Below are 21,423 nucleotides of genomic sequence, written 5' to 3'. Positions count from 1 at the left end.
GAGGTGCGAGGCAGGACCAGCGGCGAGACGCGGCGGACGCCGGTCAACCTGCTGAGCTACGAGGGTTCCTCGTACCTCGTTGCGCCGCGCGGTGAGACGCAGTGGGTGCGCAACCTCCGGGTAGCAGGCACCGGCGCGTTGCTGGTCGGCCGTCGCCGGCAGGACTTCAGCGCCGTAGAGCTTGCGGATGCGGACAAGCCGCCGCTGCTTCGTGCCTACCTGAAACGATGGAAGGCAGAGGTTGGCGTCTTCTTCGACGGGGTGGGTGCGGCCTCACCGGATGCCGAGCTCGAGCGGATCGCGCCCCGCCACCCGGTGTTCCGGATCACGACGAAGTAGCCGGCACATGAGGGGGAGCTCTCGGCTCGGGCCGCACGAACGGCGGATGGCCTGGCGGGCGCTCGACGGCGCGGCGTTCGACGTACTGGTCGTCGGCGGTGGCGTGGTCGGGTCGGGTGTCGCACTGGACTCTGTGACGCGGGGCTTGACCACTGCGCTCGTCGAGGCGCGCGACATCGCCAGCGGCACGTCGTCGCGATCGAGCAAGCTGTTCCACGGCGGCTTGCGCTACCTCGAGCAGCTTGACTTCGCTCTTGTCCGCGAGGCGTTGCACGAACGCGAGCTCGTGCTGAGCCGGCTTGCGCCGCATCTGGTCAAGCCGGTCTCGTTCCTGTACCCGCTGACGCATCGCGGCTGGGAGCGCGGTTATGTCGCCGCCGGCCTCAGCTTGTACGACGCGCTGGGCGGTGCCCGGACGATGCCGCGTCATGAGCACCTGACCCGCCGCGGCGCGCGCGCACTCGCTCCTGCGTTGCGGCAGGACGCGCTGGTCGGTGGCATTCGCTACTACGACGCGCAGTGCGACGACGCGCGTTACACGTTGATGCTGGCGCGAACGGCGGCGTCGTACGGTGCCGTCATTCGCACCTCGACCGAAGTCGTGGGCTTCGTGCGCGAGGGCGGCCGGATCACCGGTGCGCGCTTGCGCGACACGGAGACCGGCGAGACCTGCGTGGTGCGAACCGGGGTGGTCGTCAATGCGACCGGGGTCTGGACCGACGACGTGCAGCGGCTGGCCGACTCGCGCGGCGAGTTCAAGGTGCGCGCCTCGAAAGGCATCCACATCGTCGTGCCGCGTGACCGCATCTCGTCCTCGACCGGGTTGATCCTGCGCACCGAGACCTCGGTGCTGTTCGTCATCCCGTGGGGCGACTACTGGATCATCGGTACGACCGACGACGACTGGGTGTTCGACAAGGCACATCCGGCGGCCAGCCGCAGGGACATCGACTACCTGTTGGCGGAGGTCAACAAGGTGCTGGCCGTGCCGCTCACTCGTGGCGACATCTCCGGCGTCTATGCGGGACTGCGGCCGTTGTTGTCCGGTGAGGACGAGCAGACATCTCAGTTGTCGCGCGAGCACGCGATCAGTCACTCGCCGCGCGGCATGGTGTCGGTAGCCGGCGGTAAGTACACGACGTACCGCGTGATGGCGAGCGACGCGGTTGACGCCGCGGTCGAGGACCTGGGACGCCACACCCCGCCGTGCGTGACGGAGCACATCCGGCTGCTCGGCGCCGACGGCTATCACGCGATGGCCAACCAGATCGATGCGCTCGCTGCCGATCTCCACCTGCCGCGCTGGCGAGTGGAGCACCTGCTCAACCGGTACGGCGCGCTGTTGTACGACGTGCTCGCGCCCGCCGCCGACCGTCCGGAGCTGCTCGATCCGGTGCCGGGTGCCGGGCTGTACCTGATGGCAGAGGTGCGGTACGCCGCGACCCACGAGGGTTCGCTGCATCTCGACGACGTGCTGGCCCGGCGGACCAGGGTGTCGATCGAGACCACGCATCGCGGGGTCGAGTCGGCCGAAGCAGTTGCGAACGAGTTGAGCGAGGTGCTCGGCTGGGACGTGGGCGACCGGCAGCGGGAGGTGGCGACGTACCTCGCGCGAGTGGAGGCCGAACGGCGCTCGCAGGAGCAGGGCGACGACGCCGAGGCCGACGCGTGGCGGCTGCTCGCCCCCGACAACCGCCGTACCGTCGTCGACACCCGCTGAGCCCACCCCTGCGGATGGCCCATGGCTGTCGCTATAGCGACCCCGATGGGCCATCCGTGCCGGAGCCGGCGACCCCGATGGGCCATGCGCACTCACCTGTCCACAGACGGGGTTGGGGCTCTGGTCCTGCACAGTTCGCTCGTCGATGCGGTTGTGCTCGTCGCTCGTGCGTCAGCGTCGGCACGTGGACGACACCCTTCACTCCCTGCTGGCCGCGCAAGACGGGTTGATCACGCGCAAGCAGGCCCTCGAGACGCTCTCGGTTTCGGCCTTGCGGCATCTGCTCGCCACGCGTTGGCAGATCCTGCTACCCGGTGTGTACCTGGCCACCACGGGCGAACCGACCTATCGACAACGACTTCGCGTGGGTCTGCTTTACGGCGGGAGCACCGCCCAGCTGGCAGACACCACCGCGCTACGTGGGTACGGCGTGCGTTACCTGCCCGTTGATCGGACGGTGCGCCTGCTGCTCAGCGCTGCGGCGAAGCGGACGAACCGGGACGGAGTTGAGGCCCGGCGTACCCACCGGCTGGAGGTGCCAAGGATGGTCGGTGGCCTGCCCCACTGCCCTCCCGGGCGGGCACTCGCCGAGTTTGCCGCGCGAGTCGGCGAACAACGGACCGCGGTCGCGGTCATCGCTGACGCCGTCCATCGTGGCGTCGTTTCTGACCAAGCGCTTGCACTGCAGCTCCCACACCTCACCGGGCGCGGCGCCAACGTGGCTCGGCGAGCAATCGAGGATGTGCTCGGCGGGATCAGCTCAGCGCCTGAAGCCGACTTCTCGGCGATCTGTTCGCGCTCGCGGATACTGCCACCACCGCTGCTCAACGCGTTGCTTCGGCTACCCGACGGACGCCGAATCCGCCCGGACGCGTTGTGGCGGGACGCGGCACTCGTGCACGAGACGAACAGCAGGGAGCATCACGCCCGCGAGGACCTGTTCGAGCACACTCAGGCTCGGCATGACGCGATGACAGCGGCTGGGCTCACCGTGTTCCACAACACGCCGGCGCAGCAGCGGCGCGAAGCCGACCGGATCGTGCGCCAGCTCGAGGCGAGCTACCTTCGGCTGGCCGGTCGCGGGCTGCCCGAAGGGGTCGTGCTGCTCTCGGCCTGATGCCGACTGCGTCTCGCGACACGCATGGGCCATCGGCGCTGTCGTTCGCTGCGCCCATGGCCCATGGCTGTCGCTATAGCAACCCCGATGGGCCATCCGTGCCGGAGCCGGCGACCTCGATGGGCCATGCGTGTGAGCGCGGTCAGCGGTGGCGCAGGGCGCGGGCTCCGCGCCAGATGCCGTAGCCGATTCCCGTCGACGCCACCGCGCCCACGGTCAGGAAGGCCACCGACAAACCGGGCCGGGCGCCGCTGACCGCGCCACGTGCGGGTACGGCGGCCCGCTCCCGCACGTTTCGGCGGTTCGCCCGCGCCAAGAGGTCCTCGAGCAGCCCCGGCGGCGGCTGCGGCGGCTGGTCGCGCAACGACACCAGTGCCGCGGACAGCTGTTCCTGCCGGGCCAGCTCGGCGGCGCACTCCGCGCAGCGGCGTACGTGCGCGCGCGTGACGCGCAGCGGCCACCCGCTCAGCTCGCCGGACGTCAGCGCCGGGAACTGCGAGCGAGCCTCGCGGCAGAAGCGCGGCAGCCGATCGTCGTCGGTCATGGCAGCGCCTCCCGATCGTCGCCGTCGCCGACGACGAGCGCACGCAGTCGCGTGTGCGCGCGGTGCAGCCGCACCTTGACCACGGTCTCGGTGACCCCGAGCAACTCGGCCACCTCCTTGGTCGACAGCCCTTCGATGTCACGCAACACCACCACCGCCCTCGAGTCTTCCGGCAGCGTCGCGAGCGCGGCCTCGGATCGCGCGGCCAGGTCGGCGGTGGCGGCGACCTCGTCCGGAAGCGGACCGCCGGCAGCCAGCATCGACTCGTCGTCGGGCAGCGCGAACGCGTTGCGGCCGGCCACCAGGCCCGCCTCGCGTGCCTTGGCCCGCTTGCGCAGCATGGTCAGGCAGACGTTGACGGTCACCCGGTGCAACCAGGTGCCGAACGCGGACTCCCCGCGGAATCCGAGCACCGAGCGCATGACACGAACGAACACCTCCTGGGTCGCGTCCGCCGCGTCGTCGGGGTCGGCGAGCATGCGCCGCGACAGCGCGTAGACGTCGGCATACGTCGCCCGGATGAGGGGGTCGAGCGCTCCGGGCTCGCCGCGTTGGCAAGCCCGCACCAGCGCCGGGTCCACCTGCACTGTGAGGTTCGACTCCTTAACGCTCGCGGCGGTTACCCGCACCATCGGCCGAAATCGCCGGGTAACCCGAAATCGGCCGGTAACCAAGGCTGCGCCGCGGAGTCCAAACACGTGAAGCGGCGCGCCGTGCGTCGCGGAGAAAAGGAGTTAGTCCGATGTACGCATTCGTCGTGTTCGTGGGTCTCGCGCTCGCGCTCGCCGTCGTTGGTGAGGTGCTCGACGAGGTGCTCCCCGTCAAGGCCCCGAAGGCGCTCACCACCACGCTGTCGGTCGGTGTCGCGATCCTCATCGCCTGGGCACTGGACTGGTCGGTCTTCCGCGCGTTCGGTCAGCCGCTGCGTTCGGCGTGGATGAACCCGGTCGCGACCGGCGTCGTGCTGGTCGGCATGGGTGCCGCCATCCGCGCGATCGTGGGGAACCTCGGCCTGAGCATCTCGATCCAGGGCCGGTCCAAGACCGCGTAAGCGCTGCACGCCAGCGCACGCCGCCCGCCGTACTGCGATTCCCCGGTACGGCGGGCGGACCGCTGTGCGGGCCTAGTGAGGTCCGGCCGCCTGCAGCCGGTGCCGGGACGCCTCGATCTCGACCTCGGCCGATGCGCGGTCGCTCCAGTGCGCACCCTCGACGCTCTTGCCGGGCTCCAGGTCCTTGTAGACCTCGAAGAAGTGCTGGACCTCGAGCCGGTCGAACTCCGGCATGTCGTCGATGTCGCGCAGGTTGTCCTGCCGCGGATCGGTGCTCGGCACGCACATGATCTTGTCGTCGCGACCCTTCTCGTCGGTCATCCGGAACATCCCGATCGCGCGGCACCGGATCAGGCAGCCGGGGAAGGTCGGCTCCGGGAGCAGCACCAATGCGTCGAGCGGATCGCCGTCCTCGCCGAGAGTGTTCTCGATGAAGCCGTAGTCGGCGGGGTACTGGGTCGAGGTGAACAGCGTGCGGTCCAGCCGGATCCGGCCGGTCTCGTGATCCATCTCGTACTTGTTCCGATGACCCTTCGGGATCTCGATGACAACGTCGAACTCCACCTGGGCTCCTGTCAGCTCGTGACGGGCACCACGTAGTGTCCCGCGAGGTGCGTACCTCTCGTGCAGTGCCCCTGGTTGTCGCGCTCGTCGTGACGGCCGGGGTCGTCGTGGGGTACGTCGTCCACCGCGACCACACCTCGGCGGGTGCCGCGCCGCTGCCGACCGCTTCGGGATCGCCGGCCCCCGTGCCGTCCAGCCCGGCTCCGCGCGGAGCGGTCTTGCCGGCGCTGCAGGCGTCCGCGCCCGAGCCCACCTCCGCCGGCGTCACGCTCCAGCTGGCCGCCGACGCCCACCAGCTCCAGCGCAGCGCTCATCTGGCCGGTGAGGTGATCGATGCCGACACGGGAACAGCGCTATGGGCCCACTCGCCCGGCGCGCCGGAGCCGCCTGCGTCCACGACCAAGCTGCTGACCGCCGCGGCGGCCCTGACCGCCCTCGGCCCGAACGACCGGCTCGTGACCAGCACGGCGGCGTCGGGCCACACGCTCTACCTGGTCGGGGGCGGCGACCCGACGATCGTCGCGAACCGGCACTCCGTCTACTCGCCGGTCTACCCGCGGCCGGCCACCCTGGCTGCGCTCGCGCATCGCACTGCCGCCGCGCTCGGCAGCGTCCACCGGGTTCACCTGAAGCTCGACGTGAGCAAGTGGACCGGCCCGCGCGCTGCGGTCGGGTGGAAGCCGAGCTACGTCACCGAAGGCGACATCACGCCGCCGAGCCCGCTCGAGGTGAACGAGGGCCGGACCGACCCGAGTGATGAGTTCGCGCCTCGTACGCCGAACCCCGCCGAACAGGCGGGCCAGGTGTTCGCCGGGCTCCTGGAACACGACGGTGTCCGGGTCGTGGGTGCGGTCACGGGTGGCACCGCGCCGGCCGGCACCCCCGAGCTGGCCCACGTCGACTCACCACCGGTCAGCGCGCTCGTGCAGCGGATGCTGACGGTCAGCGACGACGACCTCGCCGAGGCCCTCGGCCGGGCGGTCGCGATCGAGGCAGGGTTGCCGGCCAGCTTCGCCGGGGCCGCGCAGGCGGTTCTGGCGCAGGTGCGCTCGCTCGGCGTATCCGTGACGTCCGTCACCTTGCACGACACGAGCGGGCTCTCGCACCGGGACCGCATCACGCCACGCACCCTGGTCGACCTGCTGCGCGCCGCGACGGCATCGACCCACCGAGACCTGCGGTGGATCCTCGAGGGCCTGCCGGTGGCGGGCCTGACCGGCACCCTCGCCGACCGCTACCAGGTCAAGCCGTCGGTGACCGCGCGCGGCATCGTGCGGGCCAAGACCGGGACGCTCACCGGCGTCAACACCCTCGCCGGCACCGTCGTCGACCGCAGCGGCCGGCTGCTGGTGTTCGCGTTCATGGCCTCGCATGCCGCGCTACCGGGCCTGACCGTGCCCGATCTCGACGACCTGGCCGCGCGGCTCGCGCGCTGCGGCTGCGGTGGCTGACGCCGTACCTTGCCGAGGGGTTCCCGAAACCCGCCGAGACCGTGGGGTTAGTGTCCAAATCGTGCAGTTGGTGGACTGGCGGCTAGCAGCAACTACGGGCACCCGACTCGTGCCGCCGGGGCCGAAGATCGGGCTCTCGGAAGCCGTGGCGACCGTCGAGGACCTGCACCGCAAGGCGGCGCAGGCCGATGCCCACGTCGCGTCCGCCACCGGGCTGGACGTAGCCCGTGACTCCGCGGCGACGGTCGTCGTCGACCGGCCGGACTGGATCCGGGCGAACGTGGAGAGCTTCCAGGTCCTGGTCGACCCGATCGTCGAGGCGTTGCTCGAGCGCAAGGCGGACAAGCCGCCGAGCCCGTTGACGGTGACGATCGGCTCTCGCGCCGCAGGCATCGAGGTGGGCGTCCTGCTCGGCTACCTCGCCACCCGGGTACTCGGGCAGTTCGAGCTGCTCGGGCCGCCGCAAAGCGCGGACGACGACGAACGTTCGCCCGGCCGGCTCACCCTCGTCGCGCCCAACATCGTTGCGGCCGAACGCGGGCTCGCGGTCGACCCGAGCGACTTCCGGCTCTGGGTCTGCCTGCACGAGGTGACCCATCGCACGCAGTTCGCGAGTGCGCCCTGGTTGCACCGGCACGTCCAGGACCTGCTGCGCGAGTTCCTGCTGCTGTCCGACCTCGACGCCGCGGCCCTGCTGGACCGGTTGCGCTCCGCCGCGAGCGGCATCAACGACGTCGCGCGGGGCCGACGGGAGGCCAGCCTGGTCGAGCTGATCCAGACCCCCGAGCAGCGTGCGGTCCTCGACCGGATCACGGGCCTGATGAGCCTGCTCGAAGGGCATGCCGACGTGGTCATGGACCTGGTCGGGCCGTCGGTGATCCCGTCGGTCGGCACCATCCGCCAGCGCTTCGACCGCCGTCGCCAGCAAGCCAACCCGGTCGCGAAGATCGTCCGTCGGCTGCTCGGGATCGAGATGAAGCTCAAGCAGTACGCCGAGGGAGCCGCGTTCGTGCGGGCCGTCATCGCAAGCGTCGGCATGCCCGGCCTCAACGTGGTGTGGTCCTCGCCGGAGCAGCTGCCGAGCGGTGCGGAGATCCGCGACCCGGCGGCCTGGCTGCGCCGGGTCGGCATGCCGCCCGCCGTCAGCGCGTGACGGCCGGCTGAGATGAAGATGGAGCCGGCGGTCGCCGCGATCAGGGCGGCCGTCCGCGAGAGCGTCGACGACCTCGACCCGGGGGCCCTGGTTCTCGTCGCGGTGAGTGGTGGGGCGGACTCGCTCGCACTCGCCGCCGCGCTCGCGCAGGAAGCGGCGCGGCTCGAGCTACGGGCCGGCGCGGTCACCGTCGACCACGGTCTGCAGGACGGCTCGCCCGAGCGGGCGGCCGACGTCGCCACGACCTGCGCCGAGCTCGGGCTCGACCCGGTGCTGGTAGAGACCGTCGAGGTCGGCGACGAGGGCGGTCCGGAGGCGGCTGCCCGGGACGCGAGGTACGCCGCGCTCGAGGCGGCCGCAGACCGGGTCGGCGCGGCCGCCGTACTGCTCGGGCACACCCTCGACGACCAGGCCGAGACCGTCCTGCTCGGGCTGGCGAGGGGGTCGGGCGCGCGGTCGCTGTCCGGGATGCCGGTGCGGCGCGACCGGCTGCGCCGCCCGCTGCTCTCCATCCGCCGGGTCGACACGAACGAGGCTTGCCAGGCGTTCGATCTGGTGCCCTGGGCCGACCCGCACAACTCCGACCCGGCGTACGCCCGGGCCCGGGTCCGCCAGGAGGTCCTGCCCGCGATGCTCGATGCGCTCGGGGACGGGATCCCCGAGGCGCTGGCCCGGACCGCCGCGCTGCTCCGCGACGATGCCGACGCCCTGGACGAGTGGGCCGCCGGCGTGGCCGACCCGTGCGAGATCGCCGAGCTGTCGCAGCTCCCCGCGGCGGTACGACGCCGCGCGCTGCGCAATGCCGCCGTCGCGGCGGGGGTTCCCTCCGGCCAGCTGACCCTCAACCACGTGCTGGAGATCGACAAGCTGCTCACGCACTGGCACGGCCAGGGGGCGATCAGCCTGCCCGGGGGGTTGGTCGCTGAGCGGGCGTATGACAGGCTCACCTTCCGATGACCGCTCCGCTGCTTCCGGTGGACTCGATGGCCGAGCCGGCCCGAGACCTGCATCCCGATATCGAGTCCGTGCTCGTCTCCGCGGCGCAGATCGCCGCCAAGATCGCCGAGCTGGCCGCGCGCATCGACGCCGACTACGCCGGCCGCGAGATCGTTCTCGTCGGGGTGCTCAAGGGGGCGGTCATGATGATGGCCGACCTCGCCCGGGCACTGAGCGTGCCGGTCTCGCTGGAGTTCATGGCGGTCTCGTCGTACGGGTCGGGGACCAAGACATCGGGCGTCGTGCGGATCCTCAAAGACCTCGACCGGGACATCACCGGCTGCCACGTCCTGGTCGTCGAGGACATCATCGACTCCGGCCTCACGCTGTCCTGGCTGCTGCGCAACCTGCGCTCCCGCCAGCCCGCTTCGGTCGAGGTTGCGGCGCTGCTCCGCAAGCCGGAGGCGGCCCAGGTCCAGGTGCCGGTGGAGTACATGGGCTTCGACATCCCGAGCGTGTTCGTCGTCGGCTACGGCCTCGACTACGCCCAGCACTACCGCGAGCTGCCCTATGTGGGCACCTTGCGCCCCGAGGTCTACTCGACCTAGCCGGCTCGCCCGCAGGCCGCCCTGATCGGGCCACGCCGGTTCCACAACCGGCCGATGGGCCCGGCGCAGTTCAGTCCGCCGGTGTACCGTCGATACTTGCGGAGGAGTGTTTTTCTCACCTTCGCGACAATCGTGTCCGTAGCGTCGAGCAGGAGCCATGAACCTTCGCCGCACCTTCCGAGGGCCCCTGTTGTGGGTGGTCGTGGCGATCCTCGTCGTCTTCGGCCTGCTCGAGGTCGCTACCTCCGGCAGCAGCTACAAGACGGTTCCGCTCCCGACGATCGAGACCGCGATCGCCAACCACCAGGTGGCCTCGGCGATCCTGCACGACCAGTCGCAGGAGGCGCAGGTCACGCTCAACAAGGGCGTGTCCATCGACGGCTCGAACAAGCTGCAGGCCGCCTACACGTTGCACTACGACGACACGCTGTACGGCGAGCTGAAGGCCGCCGGGGTCAAGGACACCAACGTCCAGATCAGCCACAGCAACCCGATCGTCTCGGTGCTGTTCCAGCTCCTGCCGTTCGTGCTGATCGTCGTCGTGATGCTGTTCTTCCTGAACCAGATGCAGGGCGGCGGCGGCCGCGTCATGCAGTTCGGGAAGGCCAAGGCAAAGCTGGTCAGCAAGGACACGCCCAAGACGACGTTCGCCGACGTCGCCGGGGTCGACGAGGCGATCGAGGAGCTGCAGGAGATCAAGGAGTTCCTCGAGAACCCTGCGAAGTTCCAGGCGATCGGCGCCAAGATCCCCAAGGGCGTCCTGCTCTACGGCCCGCCCGGCACCGGCAAGACCCTGCTCGCCCGCGCCGTCGCCGGCGAGGCCGGCGTGCCGTTCTACTCGATCTCCGGTTCGGACTTCGTCGAGATGTTCGTCGGTGTCGGTGCTTCGCGGGTGCGCGACCTGTTCGAGCAGGCGAAGAACAACGCGCCCGCGATCATCTTCGTCGACGAGATCGACGCCGTCGGCCGGCACCGCGGCGCCGGCCTCGGTGGCGGTCACGACGAGCGTGAGCAGACCCTCAACCAGATGCTCGTCGAGATGGACGGGTTCGACGTCAACCGCGGCGTCATCCTGATCGCGGCGACCAACCGGCCCGACATCCTCGACCCTGCGCTGCTGCGACCGGGTCGGTTCGACCGCCAGATCGTCGTCGACCGGCCCGACCTCGAGGGCCGCCGGGCGATCCTTGGCGTGCACTCGAAGGGCAAGCCGTTCTCGCCGGACGTCGACCTCGAGGTGATCGCCCGTCGTACCCCGGGCTTCACCGGCGCGGACCTGGCCAACGTCATCAACGAAGGCGCACTGCTGACCGCGCGAAGCAACGCCAAGCAGATCACCAACCTCATCCTCGAGGAGTCGATCGACCGCGTGGTCGCGGGCCCGATGCGCAAGACCCGGGTGATGAGCGAGAAGGAGAAGAAGGTCACCGCCTACCACGAGGGCGGTCACGCTCTCGTCGCATGGGCGCTGCCGGACACCGCGCCGGTGCACAAGATCAGCATCGTCGCTCGCGGTCGTTCGCTCGGCCACACGCTCGTGCTGCCGGAAGAGGACAAGTACAACCAGACCCGCTCCGAGATGATGGACATGCTGGCCTACGCGCTGGGCGGGCGGGCCGCCGAGGAGCTGGTCTTCCACGAGCCGACCACCGGCGCCTCCAACGACATCGAGAAGGCAACCGCCACTGCCCGGGCCATGGTCATGACCTACGGCATGAGCGAGAAGCTCGGCCCGCTGAAGTTCGGCCGCGGCGAGGGCGACGTGTTCCTCGGTCGCGACCTCGGTCACGAGCGGGACTTCTCGGAGGAGATCGCGTCGCAGATCGACGACGAGGTGCGGGCGCTGATCGAGCAGGCGCACGACGAGGCCTGGGAGATCCTGGTCACCTACCGCGACGTGCTCGACGACATGGTGCTGAAGCTGCTCGACAAGGAGACCCTCACCAAGGCCGACCTCACCGAGATCTTCGCCTCGGTCGCCAAGCGGCCGTCGCGCGATGTCGAGATCAGCCGCAAGGCGCCGATCAACCGCCCGCCGGTGTTGACGCCGGCTGAGATCGCGCAGCTCACGCCAGAGGAAGCGGCCGCTCTTGCCGACCGGAACTCGGCCGCGGGCACCAATGGCGCGAAGACCAACGGGGCAAAGGCGAACGGATCCAGAACCAACGGCGCGCGCACCAGCGCGTCCCGCGCGCGGGCCAACCAGACCGCCAAGCCTCCGGCTACCCGGCGGACCACCCGCAAGCGTGCCGAGGGTCCCGGCCGACAGGCACCCGGCACCACGGGCTGACCGCCGCGACCGTGCGGGGGCTCCCGGAGTTCGGGCGGTGCCTGGTGATGGGCGTCGTCAACGTCACCCCCGACTCCTTCAGTGACGGCGGTCGGCATTTCGACACCGGTACGGCGATCGAGCACGGCCTCGCCCTGCGCGGCTGCGGCGCGGACCTGGTCGACGTCGGCGGCGAGTCGACCCGCCCCGGTGCGGGCCGGGTCGATGTGGCCGAGGAGATCCGCCGTGTCGTCCCCGTGATCCGCGAGCTCGCCGCGCAGGGCGTGTTGGTCAGCGTCGACACCATGCGCCGCGAGACCGCGGAGGCCGCGCTGGATGCGGGTGCCGTGATGGTCAACGACGTCTCCGGCGGTGCCGCGGATCCCGGCCTGGCCCGGCTCGTGGGCGAGGCCGATGTCCCCTACGTCGTCATGCACTGGCGGGGGCCGAGTGCCTGGATGCAGGACCTCGCGGTGTACGACGACGTGGTGGCGGAGGTGTGCACCGAGCTGTCCAAGAGTGTCGACGCCGCCGTCGCTGCCGGCGTCGACCCGGATCAGATCGTGGTCGACCCGGGGCTCGGCTTCGCAAAGACCGCGGCGCACAACTGGGCGCTGCTCGCTCACCTCGACGCGTTGATCGACCTGGGACCACCGGTCTTGCTCGGCGCCAGCCGCAAGTCATTCCTCGGCCGCCTGCTCGCGGACGGCGACGAGCTTCGCGACGTCGATCACCGCGAGGCGGCGACCGTGGCGATCTCGGCCCTGGCGGCGTCGGCCGGCGTCTGGGGTGTGCGGGTGCACGAGGCCCGCGCCAACGCCGACGCGGTCCGGGTGGCCGCCGCCGTTCTCGATGCGCGACCGCAACGATGACCGACGTCGAGGACGTCACCGAGGCGAACGCCGAGTTCTACACGGCGATCGAGTCGGGCGACATCGACCGGATCGAGGCGCTCTGGGACGATCACGACGACCTGGTGTGCGTGCATCCGGGCTGGCCACCGCTGTCGGGTCGCTCGCGGGTGCTGCGGTCGTGGGCGGTGATCATGGCGAACACCGCCTACATCCAGTTCTTCCTGACCGACGTCGATGTCGCAGTGACCGGTGATGTCGCGGTCGTGGCCTGCCAGCACAGCCTGCTCGCGGGCAGCACGGAGGCCGAGGGCGAGTTCGGCGAGACCGCGACCGTGGTCGCGACTAACGTATTTCGGCGCCGGCCGCAGGGCTGGCGGCTGTGGGCCCATCATGCTTCACCTGTGATGTCGGCGAGCGAGGACGGGGAGACGGCGTGAGCGACACCATCTCGTTGCACGGATTGCGGGTGCGGGGGTTCCACGGCGTACTGCCGGAGGAGCGCCGGGTCGGCCAGCTGTTCGTGGTCGACGTCGACCTCTCGGTCGACACCAGTACGGCGGCTCGTGAGGACGACCTGACCGCGACGATCGACTACTCGACGCTGGCGCACCTGCTCGCCGAGGTCATCGGTGGAGAGCCGGTCGCGTTGATCGAAACGCTGGCGCAGCGGCTCGCGGACGTCTGCCTCGGCGACCCGATGGTCCAGGTGGTCGAGGTGACGGTGCACAAGCCGGACGCTCCGGTCGGGCTCCCGGTCAGCGACGTGACGGTCAGGATCCGGCGAGAGCGCGCCGAGTGACGGCTGTGGTCTCGCTGGGCACCAATCTCGGTGACCGGATGGGCCGGCTGCGCGCCGCGATCGAGGTGCTCGGGCGGCAGGTCGGTGTGCTCGCGGTCTCGCCCGTCTACGAGACCGCGCCGGTGGGTGTCGTCGACCAGCCCGCGTTTCTCAACGCCGTGGCGGTGCTCGACAGCGACGACCCGGAGGTGGTGTTCGGTGCCGCCCAGGCCGCGGAGCAGGCGCAGGGACGGGTTCGCGCCGTGCGATGGGGGCCGCGCACCCTCGACGTCGACGTGATTGCGGTGGATTCGATCGTCACGGATGATCCGCGACTCACGTTGCCGCATCCACGAGCGCACGAGCGTGCGTTCGTTCTGGTGCCATGGCTCGCGGTTGACCCGAGTGCGAGCCTGCCCGGCCACGGTCCGGTCGAGGCACTGCTCGCCGCCCTGCCGCCTCAAGACGTACGCCGGATCGCCGACCCGCTGCCGCTGCCATGATGCGACCGACGCGCGTGTCCGTCCTGGTGGTGCTCGCGGTCGTGGCCGGCGGGATCGCCTACCTGGTTGCGCGGTCGTCGTTCGACAGCCTTCCGACACCGTCGGTGTATGCGCTGCTCTGGCTCGCGCTGCTCGCGATCGCCGAGGGATATCTCGCCGTCATGACCCGTGCCCGGCTGGCCGGCCGGGTCGGCACCCGGCCGATCAACCCGCTGGTCGTGGCGCGGTTCGTCGCGCTGGCAAAGGCATCGTCGGTGGTCGGCGCGCTCGCCGCCGGCGCCTACGCCGGCTACTTGATCTGGGTCGCGCGGATCGACTCGCCGTCGGCTAACAACGACACCCGTACAGCCGCGTTCGGCATCGGGTTCGCGCTCGCGCTGGTTCTGGCTGCGCTGTTCCTGGAGCGGGTCTGCCGGGTGCCGAAGCGTGACGACGATGATGACTGGCCGCCGCCACCTCCGGCCGACCACTGAGCCGCCGCGTGCGCGCAGGGTCGGTAGGCTTCGCTGCCATGCCGAACGATCAGGGTCCGGAGCCCACCGCCGACGAGCTCGACGCGCTACCGACCGCGGAGCTGCGCGAGCGGGCGTTCGCGCGGGCCGAGCGCCATCACGACATCGGGTTCTTCTGGGACCTGGTCAAACACCTTCCGTCCTCGGAGACCTTCGGCAGTGACGACGGCTCGGCAGGTGGGCTCGGCGAGAGCATCGGCGGTGCGGTCGAGCTGGTCCGCGAGCTGCTCGGCCGCAACGATGAGGGTGGTGCGCTCGGCCCGATGCTGCGTGCCCGCTACATCGACTACTTGACCTCCCACCCGTAGTCGACAACCCCAAGGGGAGTGGTCAGCGGCTGCGGGCCATGGTGACGATGTCGCCGGGCGTGAGCACACCCGCGTAGTGGCCGTTCTCGGTCACGATCGTTCCGGGCGCGTTACCCGCGAGGGTCGCCGCCAGCGCCGCCTCCAGTGACTCGCCGACCTCGACGGTCGTTGCGGGCTCCACCCGGTCGGCCGCCGTACCTTCACCGGTCGCCGCGTCTCGCGCCAGCCACCCGCTGACCTTGCCGTCCTCGCTCACCACTGCCCAGGCGGCTTCCGCAGCGTCCATCGTCGCGGTCGCGGCGGCGAGCGTGTCGTGCGGAGCGACGCTCGGCCAGCGCACCAGCCCGCTCGCCCGCACATGCACGACCGACAGCCGTCGCAGGGTGCGTTCGGCACCCACGAAGTTCGCGACGAAGTCGGTCTGCGGATCCGAGAGCAGCGTCGAAGGATCGGCGTACTGCTCGAGGTGGCCGCCCTCTCGCATGACCGCGATCCGGTCGCCGAGCCGGATCGCCTCGTCGATGTCGTGCGTCACGAACACCACGGTGGTTCGCACCTGTTCGTGCAGCTTGAGGAACTCGGCCTGCAGCCGGTTGCGGGCGATCGGGTCGACCGCCGCGAACGGCTCGTCCATCAGCAGCACCGGTGGGTCCGCGGCCAGCGCACGGGCTACGCCCACCCGCTGGCGCTGGCCGCCGGAGAGCTCCTGCGGGTAGCGCTTGCCGTAACCGGCCTCGAGACCGACCAGCTCGAGCAGCTCGGCTACCCGGGCCTTGGTGCGTGCGCGCCCCCAGCCGAGCAGCGTCGGGACCGTCGCGATGTTGGTCGCGACCGTCTGGTGCGGGAACAGGCCGACCTGCTGGATCACATAGCCGATCCGGCGCCGCAGCTTGACCGGATCGACGCTCGTCACGTCATCGCCGTCGACCAGGATGTGACCGCCTGAGGGCTCGACCAGCCGGTTGATCATCCGCATCGTCGTCGTCTTGCCGCACCCGGAAGGACCGACCAGTACGGCGATCTCGCCGGGCTCGACCTCCAGGGACAGCTCTTCGACCGCGACCGTTCCGTCCGGGTACTGCTTGCGCACCCGGTCAAGGGTGATGCTGGCGCCCGCTCCGCTAGCGTCCAAGTCGTGCACCCTCCCGCCGGCTTCACCCTGCATGTCGGCAATCCCTGGTTCAGCTGGCACTACGTCACCAGCAATTGGAGCACGATCAAGACCGCCGCACGTCAGCACATCAGCCTGACGCTGATCTCTGTCGGCATCGGCTTCGGCGTCGCCCTTCCGATCTCCGCGCTGGCGCGGACCTCGCCGGTGCTTCGTGCGATCGTGCTGGGCACGTCCAGTGCGCTGTACGCCGTACCGTCGCTGGCCGCCATCGTGGCGCTGTACCCGTTTTTCGGCTTCAGCCGGTGGACCGTCGTCATTCCGCTTGCGGCGTACTCGCTGGTCATCCTGGTCCGCAACATCCTGACCGGCCTGGACGGCGTGCCGGCAGAAGCGGTCGAAGCGGCTACCGGCATGGGCTTCTCGCCGTTCCGGACCTTCCTGCGCGTGCGGCTGCCGCTTGCGGTGCCGACGATCGTGGCCGGGCTGCGGCTCGCCACCGTGTCGACCATCGAGCTGGTGGTGATCGGCGGCTACGTCGGAACCGGCGGGTTCGGTGAGTACATCATCGAGGGCTTCGAGAACAACTTCTACAAGGCCGAGATCACCACGTACATCATCGCGACAGTGTTGCTTGCGCTGATCGCGGACGCGCTGCTGCTGGTTGCCCAACGCCTGGTCACGCCGTGGAGCCGGCGGGGGGCGACCTGATGGCGAACCACAGCATCCCGCACCAGATCAAGGTCTGGTTCTCGACGAAGTCGAGCTACACCGGCAACCAGGGCGCGATCCACCTGCTGTGGCAGCACGTCGAGATCTCCGGGCTTTCGATCCTCGCCGCAGCCGTTGTCGCGATCCCGCTCGGGATCGGGTTGGCGCGGTGGCGGCGCGGCGGGGTGGTGGTCACGAGCATCGCCAACACCGCACGCGCGATCCCGATCCTGGGCATCTTGATCCTGCTCGCGGTCGGGCCGCTCGGTGTCGGCATGTCGGCCGCGGTTGCCGCGCTGGCGATCTTCGCCGTACCGCCGATGCTGACCAACACCTTCACCGGCATCCAGGAGGTCGACCAGGACACCAGGCGGGCCGCGGTGGGCATGGGCATGACCCGCTGGCAGGTCACCCGGCGGGTCGAGGTGCCGCTGGCGATCCCGCTGATCGCCACCGGCGTTCGGCTGGCAACGGTCCAGGTCTGGGCGACGGCAACGCTGGCGGCCATCGTCGGCAGCGGCGGGCTCGGCCAGCTGGTCGTCACGGGCCGAGAGATCCAGAACTACGGCGAGCTCTACGGCGGCGTGGTGATCATCGTGATCACCGCGCTGCTGATCGAAGGCGGGATGGCCCTGGTCCAGCGGGCCCTGCGTCGGCGCTTCGGCGACGCCGGATCGGAACGAGCCTCGAGCGTGCCGATTGCCAGCGTGGAATCGGTTACAACCGCGTCGTAGCGACGTCACGTTCGGGTATCAATCCCTGCGCACGCAATCAACCCGGTTGGCGTTGTCAGTGGTGCGTGCTTGGATCGATTCGTGCGGGGCAAACCCGCCAGGACACGCGCGGCCACCCGCCGCGGGACACAGAAGGCGGCTGATCCCATGCCTCGACTCTCGTTGCGTTCAACCCTCGGTTTCACCACGACGGTCGTCGCGCTCGCACTCGCCGCGGTCGCCTGCGGATCATCGAGCAGCGGCGGCAACGGCGGCTCGGTAGCGAGCTCGGGTGGCACCGTTCCCTCGTTCTGCGGCGGGACCGCCGGCTCGGGCAGCGTGGTCGTCGGAGCGTTCAACTTCTCCGAGTCCGAGCTGCTGGCCAACATCTACGCCGCGGCCCTCAACAAGTGCGGGTACTCCGCGAGCGTCAAGGCGCTCGGTGCGCGCGAGGTCGTCTACCCCGCGTTGAAGAAGGGGACGCTCGCGGCGGTTCCCGAGTACGCCGCAACGCTGACCGACTTCATCAACGACGCCAACAACGGCGCGAACGCTCCGAGCAAGGCCTCCGGCGACATCAACAAGACGATGGTCGCGTTGCGAGCCGAGCTGCCGTCCAACCTCGTCGCGCTCAACCCGGCCACGGCGACCGACAAGAACTCCTTCGCGGTCAAGACCAGCTTCGCCAACGCGAACCACATCACGTCGATGTCACAGCTCGGTGCCTACTCGAGGAGTCACCCGCTCAGCCTGGGCGGACCGGCCGAGTGCCAGACCCGGACGTTCTGCGAGCCCGGTCTCAAGAAGACCTACGGGATGAAGTTCTCCAAGTTCGTCACCCTCGACGCCGGCGGACCGCTCACGGTCAAGGCTCTCAAGCAGGGGAAGGTGAATGTCGGCCTGGTCTTCAGCTCGGACCCGACCGTTGCGCAGGCCGGCCTGACGGTGCTCAACGACGACAAGCACCTGCAGGCCTCGGACAACATCGTCGCGATCGTGCAGAAGAAGTACGCCACCGGTCCATTCGCGAACGCGCTGAACGCGGTCGACTCGAAGCTCAACCAGAGCACCCTGGTCGGCCTCAACAAGGCGGTCTCGATCGACCACGACCCGATCTCCGAGGTCGCGAGCGGCTTCCTCTCCCAGGTCGGCCTCTCGTAGTCCGCGAGACGGCGTCCAAGCGCCCGGTCGCGGCAGGCGTTACTTGTCGACGTCGCCGATCACATAGAACAGGCTGGTCAGGATAGGTACCAGATCGGTGACGTGCGCGCCGGTCAGGAGCTCCGGCAAGACCTGAACGTTGTTGAACGAAGCCGTGCGCAGCTTCAGCCGCCACGGCGTGCGCTCGCCGCGTGAGACCAAGTAGTAGCCGTTGATGCCGAGCGGGTTCTCGGTCCACGCGTACGTCGTGCCTTCGGGCGCCTTGACCACCTTCGGCAACCGCAGGTTGATCGGTCCCGGCGGCAGCGCGTCGATGACGTCGATGCAGTGCTCGGCGATGTCGAGACTCACGTCGATCTGCTCGACCAGGCATTCAAGACGCGCGAGCACGTCGCCCTCCGTCCGCGTGACGATGCGCAGCACGTCAGGCGGGAGCTCTGCGTAGGCGAGGTAGGGATCGTCACGCCGAAGGTCGAGATCCAGGCCGGACGCTCGGGCCAACGGCCCGGACACGCCGAACTGCACAGCGGTCGAGGCGGGCAGGACGCCGAGCCCGCGAGCACGCCCGACGAACGCCGGATCCGCGACGTACCCGGCCAGCTCGTCGCGGACGCCATGGCGAACCTCGGCAGCGGCCGCGCGCACGCGCTCCATCCAACCCGCAGGCAGGTCGAGCTTGAGCCCACCGACCTGGTTGAGCATGTAGTGCATCCGCCCGCCCGACATCTCCTCCAGCACCGCCTGGATCCGTTCGCGTTCGCGGTAGCCGGCGACGACGGGCGGATCGGCCGCCGGGTCGAACGGGTACGCGCCGAGGAAGGCGAGATGGCTCAGCACCCGGTTGAGCTCAGCCAGCAGCATGCGGGTCCAGGTGGCGCGGACCGGGACCTCCATCCCGAGCATGCGCTCGACCGCGATGACGATGCCGAGTTCGTTCCCGAACGCCGAGAGCCAGTCGTGCCGGTTCGCGAGCACGAGGATCTGCCGGTAGTCGCGGGCCTCGAACAGCTTCTCCGCGCCGCGGTGCATGTAGCCGACGATGGGCTCGGCCGTGGCGATGTGTTCTCCGTCGAGCCACAGCGCCAGCCGGAGCACCCCGTGCGCCGAGGGATGCTGCGGCGCGATGGTGAGCACCGCGTCCGCGCCACCCGTGTCGCCGGTCGAGACCGTGACCCGGGTCAGCTCGCGAGGATCGCCGCTCACGCGGCGATCCTCGCAAATGCCGGGCTCAGCCCCGCCGCGGCGTCCAGCGGAAGTTGCGTACGGCGAAGACCGTCCCGATCACGCCCCAGATCACCAGGTGCAGCAGCTGGTGCGGCGCCCACGCGCTGCCGGTCGTGAACGGGTTGAAGGACTTGTACATCGCGACTATGAACGGCCGCAGCGGAAGCCAGTTCGCGATCTTCGCCATCGTGCCGCTGATCGGGAAGTACGTGCCGGAGATGAACACCAGGACGAAGTACGGCAGGTTCACGATCGCCGGCCCCGAATCGAGGTTCGGGATGAGCGACGACACGGCGATGCCGAGCGCGCAGAAGGCGAGCGCGGCGAGCGCGATCGTCACCACCAAGGCCGGGATGTGAGACGCCGGCAGGGACACGCCGTACACGAGGATCGCGAACGTTACGCACACCACCGACAGGAGGGTGGCGACGATGACCGCGTTGCCGATCACGCCGCCGATGAACGCCCAGGACGGCAGCGGCGTACCGTGCATCCGCTTGAGGATGCCGAACTCGCGCTGACGGACGAGGTTCAGCGAGATGCTCAGGAAGCACGCGCTCATCACCGCGTAGGCAAGGATGCTGGGCGTGTAGTACTGGGCCAGCTTCACCCCCTTGCCGAGGATGCTGGCATCGTGCCCACCGCCGGCGACTCCTACCAGGATGAAGAAGAACACCAGCGGGAACGCGAAGGTGAAGAAGGCCGCGCCGGGATTGCGCCAGTAGCTTTTCTGTTCGTAGCGGATCTGGGAGCCCAACAGGGCGACATCGCTGCTCATCGGGTTACTCCGGTGGTCTGCGGCTCGGGCTCCTGGGCCAGTAGGTCCTGGCCGACGAGGGAGAGGTAGATGTCCTCGAGGCTGGGCCGGCTGGACACCAGTCCCTCGAGCGGGACGTTGTTCGCGATCGACCAGCCCGTGAGCTCGTGCAGCACGTGCACGTCGTCGTCGCTCGTGATGGTGCAGTAGCCGTGTACGTCAACGCTGGTCACCACCGGCAGGGCCGCGGGGTCCACCCCGTCGGGCAGGCGGAAGCGGATGTGCGCCGCTGCCGTGTCGCGTCCGCCGAGGGCGTCGGGAGTTCCTTCCGCCACCACGCGGCCGGATCCGATGACCACGATGTTGTCAGCGAGCGTCTGCGCCTCGTCCATGTAGTGCGTGGTCAGCATGATCGTCGTGCCGAGCGTGCGCAGGTCACTCACCATCTGCCACGCGCCGCGGCGCGCCGAGGGGTCGAAGCCGGTCGTCGGCTCGTCGAGGAAGAGCAGCCGCGGGTTGCCGATGATGCCGTAGGCAACGTCGAGGCGGCGCTGCTGTCCCCCGGAGAGCTTGTTGACCCGCGAGTCGGCCTTTTCACCGAGGCCGACCAGCTCGATCACGTCGTCGACCTTCCGCGGCCGCGGGTAGAAGCCCGCGGTCCGGGTGAGGGTCTCGCGGACGGTGAGATAGGGGTCTACGGCCGTGCCTTGCAGCACGATGCCGATGCCCTCGCGCCAGGCACGGTCGGCGTGGTGCGGGTCCTTGCCGAGGACTTGCACTTGTCCCGAGTCCCGCTTGAGGTAGCCCTCCAGGACTTCGAGCGTCGTGGTCTTGCCGGCACCGTTCGGGCCCAGCAGCGCCACGCAGGCGCCCTCCTCGACGCTGAAGCTCACTCCTTGCACGGCCTTGGTGGCGCCGTAGCTCTTGTGCAGGTCGTCGACGACGATCGCTGCCATCTCCGTGTCCTCCGTTGTCGCTATGGGTCGCGGACCTTCTCGACGCTACGTGCCGGCGCAACCGAAATCCTGACGCGCCAGGT

At 69.7% G+C, this 21,423-nt stretch carries 25 protein-coding genes; 18 read left to right on the top strand and 7 right to left on the bottom strand.

The features are described from left to right. From VME70_06685 to VME70_06675, 3 genes are all read left to right on the top strand, one after another. On the top strand, positions 1 to 339 hold a 339-nt coding region (locus tag VME70_06685), incomplete at its 5' end, for a nitroreductase/quinone reductase family protein (GenBank protein HTW19879.1). 46 nt (positions 340 to 385) lie between these two features. Then, the gene (locus VME70_06680; protein ID HTW19878.1) at positions 386 to 2,059 is read left to right on the top strand and encodes a glycerol-3-phosphate dehydrogenase/oxidase; all 1,674 of its coding nucleotides are present in this window, start codon (positions 386 to 388) and stop codon (positions 2,057 to 2,059) included. A gap of 184 nt (positions 2,060 to 2,243) precedes the next feature. Continuing rightward, complete coding sequence (locus VME70_06675) at positions 2,244 to 3,176, top strand: hypothetical protein (protein HTW19877.1); 933 nt, start codon at positions 2,244 to 2,246, stop codon at positions 3,174 to 3,176. A gap of 142 nt (positions 3,177 to 3,318) precedes the next feature. On the opposite strand, the gene VME70_06670 is transcribed toward VME70_06675, so the two are convergent. Both VME70_06670 and VME70_06665 read right to left on the bottom strand, forming a co-directional pair. Next, the gene (locus tag VME70_06670; protein HTW19876.1) at positions 3,319 to 3,720 is read right to left on the bottom strand and encodes a zf-HC2 domain-containing protein; all 402 of its coding nucleotides are present in this window, start codon (positions 3,718 to 3,720) and stop codon (positions 3,319 to 3,321) included. Then, positions 3,717 to 4,352: a sigma-70 family RNA polymerase sigma factor gene (locus VME70_06665; GenBank protein ID HTW19875.1), complete on the bottom strand. Its 636-nt coding sequence runs from the start codon at positions 4,350 to 4,352 to the stop codon at positions 3,717 to 3,719. The genes VME70_06670 and VME70_06665 overlap by 4 nt, the downstream gene beginning before the upstream one ends. A gap of 110 nt (positions 4,353 to 4,462) precedes the next feature. Here VME70_06665 and VME70_06660 point away from each other — a divergent pair, with 110 nt between their 5' ends. After that, on the top strand, positions 4,463 to 4,771 hold the full coding sequence (locus VME70_06660) for a hypothetical protein (GenBank protein HTW19874.1): 309 nt from the start codon (positions 4,463 to 4,465) through the stop codon (positions 4,769 to 4,771). A 72-nt stretch (positions 4,772 to 4,843) separates the two neighbouring features. On the opposite strand, the gene VME70_06655 is transcribed toward VME70_06660, so the two are convergent. Next, on the bottom strand, positions 4,844 to 5,335 hold the full coding sequence (locus VME70_06655) for an inorganic diphosphatase (protein HTW19873.1): 492 nt from the start codon (positions 5,333 to 5,335) through the stop codon (positions 4,844 to 4,846). 65 nt (positions 5,336 to 5,400) lie between these two features. Between VME70_06655 and dacB the strand changes: the two genes are divergently transcribed. From dacB to VME70_06600, 11 genes are all read left to right on the top strand, one after another. Beyond that, complete coding sequence (dacB, locus tag VME70_06650) at positions 5,401 to 6,786, top strand: D-alanyl-D-alanine carboxypeptidase/D-alanyl-D-alanine-endopeptidase (protein ID HTW19872.1); 1,386 nt, start codon at positions 5,401 to 5,403, stop codon at positions 6,784 to 6,786. A gap of 61 nt (positions 6,787 to 6,847) precedes the next feature. Beyond that, positions 6,848 to 7,939 carry a zinc-dependent metalloprotease gene (locus VME70_06645; GenBank protein ID HTW19871.1) on the top strand — a complete coding sequence of 364 codons (1,092 nt, stop codon included), beginning with the start codon at positions 6,848 to 6,850 and terminating at the stop codon, positions 7,937 to 7,939. Between the two features lie 12 nt (positions 7,940 to 7,951). Next, positions 7,952 to 8,896 (top strand): tRNA lysidine(34) synthetase TilS, encoded by a 945-nt coding sequence (gene tilS / locus VME70_06640; protein ID HTW19870.1) that lies wholly within the window; start codon positions 7,952 to 7,954, stop codon positions 8,894 to 8,896. A 26-nt stretch (positions 8,897 to 8,922) separates the two neighbouring features. Continuing rightward, positions 8,923 to 9,483 (top strand): hypoxanthine phosphoribosyltransferase, encoded by a 561-nt coding sequence (hpt, locus tag VME70_06635; GenBank protein ID HTW19869.1) that lies wholly within the window; start codon positions 8,923 to 8,925, stop codon positions 9,481 to 9,483. A 157-nt stretch (positions 9,484 to 9,640) separates the two neighbouring features. Beyond that, positions 9,641 to 11,773 (top strand): ATP-dependent zinc metalloprotease FtsH, encoded by a 2,133-nt coding sequence (gene ftsH / locus VME70_06630; GenBank protein HTW19868.1) that lies wholly within the window; start codon positions 9,641 to 9,643, stop codon positions 11,771 to 11,773. 47 nt (positions 11,774 to 11,820) lie between these two features. Then, positions 11,821 to 12,624, top strand: coding sequence for a dihydropteroate synthase (gene folP / locus VME70_06625; protein HTW19867.1), 804 nt, complete (start codon positions 11,821 to 11,823; stop codon positions 12,622 to 12,624). Then, the gene (locus tag VME70_06620; GenBank protein HTW19866.1) at positions 12,621 to 13,043 is read left to right on the top strand and encodes a nuclear transport factor 2 family protein; all 423 of its coding nucleotides are present in this window, start codon (positions 12,621 to 12,623) and stop codon (positions 13,041 to 13,043) included. Before folP ends, VME70_06620 begins: the two co-directional genes overlap by 4 nt. After that, a complete protein-coding gene (folB, locus tag VME70_06615) occupies positions 13,040 to 13,405 on the top strand; it encodes a dihydroneopterin aldolase (GenBank protein HTW19865.1) in 366 nt (121 codons plus the stop codon). The genes VME70_06620 and folB overlap by 4 nt, the downstream gene beginning before the upstream one ends. After that, positions 13,402 to 13,887, top strand: coding sequence for a 2-amino-4-hydroxy-6-hydroxymethyldihydropteridine diphosphokinase (folK, locus tag VME70_06610; GenBank protein HTW19864.1), 486 nt, complete (start codon positions 13,402 to 13,404; stop codon positions 13,885 to 13,887). Before folB ends, folK begins: the two co-directional genes overlap by 4 nt. A gap of 14 nt (positions 13,888 to 13,901) precedes the next feature. After that, positions 13,902 to 14,360, top strand: coding sequence for a DUF3180 domain-containing protein (locus VME70_06605; protein HTW19863.1), 459 nt, complete (start codon positions 13,902 to 13,904; stop codon positions 14,358 to 14,360). 38 nt (positions 14,361 to 14,398) lie between these two features. Further along, positions 14,399 to 14,707 carry a hypothetical protein gene (locus VME70_06600; GenBank protein ID HTW19862.1) on the top strand — a complete coding sequence of 103 codons (309 nt, stop codon included), beginning with the start codon at positions 14,399 to 14,401 and terminating at the stop codon, positions 14,705 to 14,707. 22 nt (positions 14,708 to 14,729) lie between these two features. Here VME70_06600 and VME70_06595 read toward each other — a convergent pair whose 3' ends face one another. Then, positions 14,730 to 15,839 carry an ATP-binding cassette domain-containing protein gene (locus VME70_06595; GenBank protein ID HTW19861.1) on the bottom strand — a complete coding sequence of 370 codons (1,110 nt, stop codon included), beginning with the start codon at positions 15,837 to 15,839 and terminating at the stop codon, positions 14,730 to 14,732. Between the two features lie 3 nt (positions 15,840 to 15,842). Between VME70_06595 and VME70_06590 the strand changes: the two genes are divergently transcribed. The 3 genes from VME70_06590 (at position 15,843) to VME70_06580 (ending at position 18,403) form a co-directional block, all read left to right on the top strand. After that, positions 15,843 to 16,529 (top strand): ABC transporter permease subunit, encoded by a 687-nt coding sequence (locus VME70_06590; protein ID HTW19860.1) that lies wholly within the window; start codon positions 15,843 to 15,845, stop codon positions 16,527 to 16,529. Next, on the top strand, positions 16,529 to 17,263 hold the full coding sequence (locus tag VME70_06585) for an ABC transporter permease (GenBank protein HTW19859.1): 735 nt from the start codon (positions 16,529 to 16,531) through the stop codon (positions 17,261 to 17,263). Before VME70_06590 ends, VME70_06585 begins: the two co-directional genes overlap by 1 nt. 147 nt (positions 17,264 to 17,410) lie before the next feature. Beyond that, positions 17,411 to 18,403: an ABC transporter substrate-binding protein gene (locus VME70_06580; GenBank protein ID HTW19858.1), complete on the top strand. Its 993-nt coding sequence runs from the start codon at positions 17,411 to 17,413 to the stop codon at positions 18,401 to 18,403. 39 nt (positions 18,404 to 18,442) lie between these two features. Here the strand turns inward: VME70_06580 and VME70_06575 are convergent, their stop codons facing one another. Genes VME70_06575 through VME70_06565 form a run of 3 tightly spaced genes read right to left on the bottom strand, consistent with a single transcriptional unit; the run spans position 18,443 to position 21,340 of the window. After that, complete coding sequence (locus tag VME70_06575) at positions 18,443 to 19,606, bottom strand: hypothetical protein (GenBank protein HTW19857.1); 1,164 nt, start codon at positions 19,604 to 19,606, stop codon at positions 18,443 to 18,445. Positions 19,607 to 19,631: 25 nt separating this feature from the next. Beyond that, positions 19,632 to 20,405 (bottom strand): ABC transporter permease, encoded by a 774-nt coding sequence (locus tag VME70_06570; protein HTW19856.1) that lies wholly within the window; start codon positions 20,403 to 20,405, stop codon positions 19,632 to 19,634. Further along, the gene (locus VME70_06565) at positions 20,402 to 21,340 is read right to left on the bottom strand and encodes an ABC transporter ATP-binding protein (GenBank protein ID HTW19855.1); all 939 of its coding nucleotides are present in this window, start codon (positions 21,338 to 21,340) and stop codon (positions 20,402 to 20,404) included. Before VME70_06565 ends, VME70_06570 begins: the two co-directional genes overlap by 4 nt. Positions 21,341 to 21,423: the final 83 nt, after the last annotated feature.

It is taken from the genome of Mycobacteriales bacterium (genome assembly GCA_035504215.1).
In the GTDB taxonomy this organism is placed as follows: domain Bacteria; phylum Actinomycetota; class Actinomycetes; order JAFAQI01; family JAFAQI01; genus DATAUK01.
The sequence above is the reverse complement of the archived record's forward strand: the minus strand, read 5'-3'. Positions and strand labels throughout refer to the sequence as shown.

Coding starts and splice junctions, on each gene's coding strand:
- VME70_06680 (HTW19878.1), top strand. CDS start 386: ATGGCCTGGCGGGCGCTCGACGGCGCGGCGTTCGACGTACTGGTCGTC.
- VME70_06670 (HTW19876.1), bottom strand. CDS start 3,720: ATGACCGACGACGATCGGCTGCCGCGCTTCTGCCGCGAGGCTCGCTCG.
- VME70_06665 (HTW19875.1), bottom strand. CDS start 4,352: ATGGTGCGGGTAACCGCCGCGAGCGTTAAGGAGTCGAACCTCACAGTG.
- VME70_06660 (HTW19874.1), top strand. CDS start 4,463: ATGTACGCATTCGTCGTGTTCGTGGGTCTCGCGCTCGCGCTCGCCGTC.
- tilS (HTW19870.1), top strand. CDS start 7,952: ATGAAGATGGAGCCGGCGGTCGCCGCGATCAGGGCGGCCGTCCGCGAG.
- hpt (HTW19869.1), top strand. CDS start 8,923: ATGGCCGAGCCGGCCCGAGACCTGCATCCCGATATCGAGTCCGTGCTC.
- ftsH (HTW19868.1), top strand. CDS start 9,641: ATGAACCTTCGCCGCACCTTCCGAGGGCCCCTGTTGTGGGTGGTCGTG.
- folP (HTW19867.1), top strand. CDS start 11,821: ATGGGCGTCGTCAACGTCACCCCCGACTCCTTCAGTGACGGCGGTCGG.
- VME70_06620 (HTW19866.1), top strand. CDS start 12,621: ATGACCGACGTCGAGGACGTCACCGAGGCGAACGCCGAGTTCTACACG.
- VME70_06600 (HTW19862.1), top strand. CDS start 14,399: ATGCCGAACGATCAGGGTCCGGAGCCCACCGCCGACGAGCTCGACGCG.
- VME70_06585 (HTW19859.1), top strand. CDS start 16,529: ATGGCGAACCACAGCATCCCGCACCAGATCAAGGTCTGGTTCTCGACG.
- VME70_06580 (HTW19858.1), top strand. CDS start 17,411: ATGCCTCGACTCTCGTTGCGTTCAACCCTCGGTTTCACCACGACGGTC.
- VME70_06570 (HTW19856.1), bottom strand. CDS start 20,405: ATGAGCAGCGATGTCGCCCTGTTGGGCTCCCAGATCCGCTACGAACAG.
- VME70_06565 (HTW19855.1), bottom strand. CDS start 21,340: ATGGCAGCGATCGTCGTCGACGACCTGCACAAGAGCTACGGCGCCACC.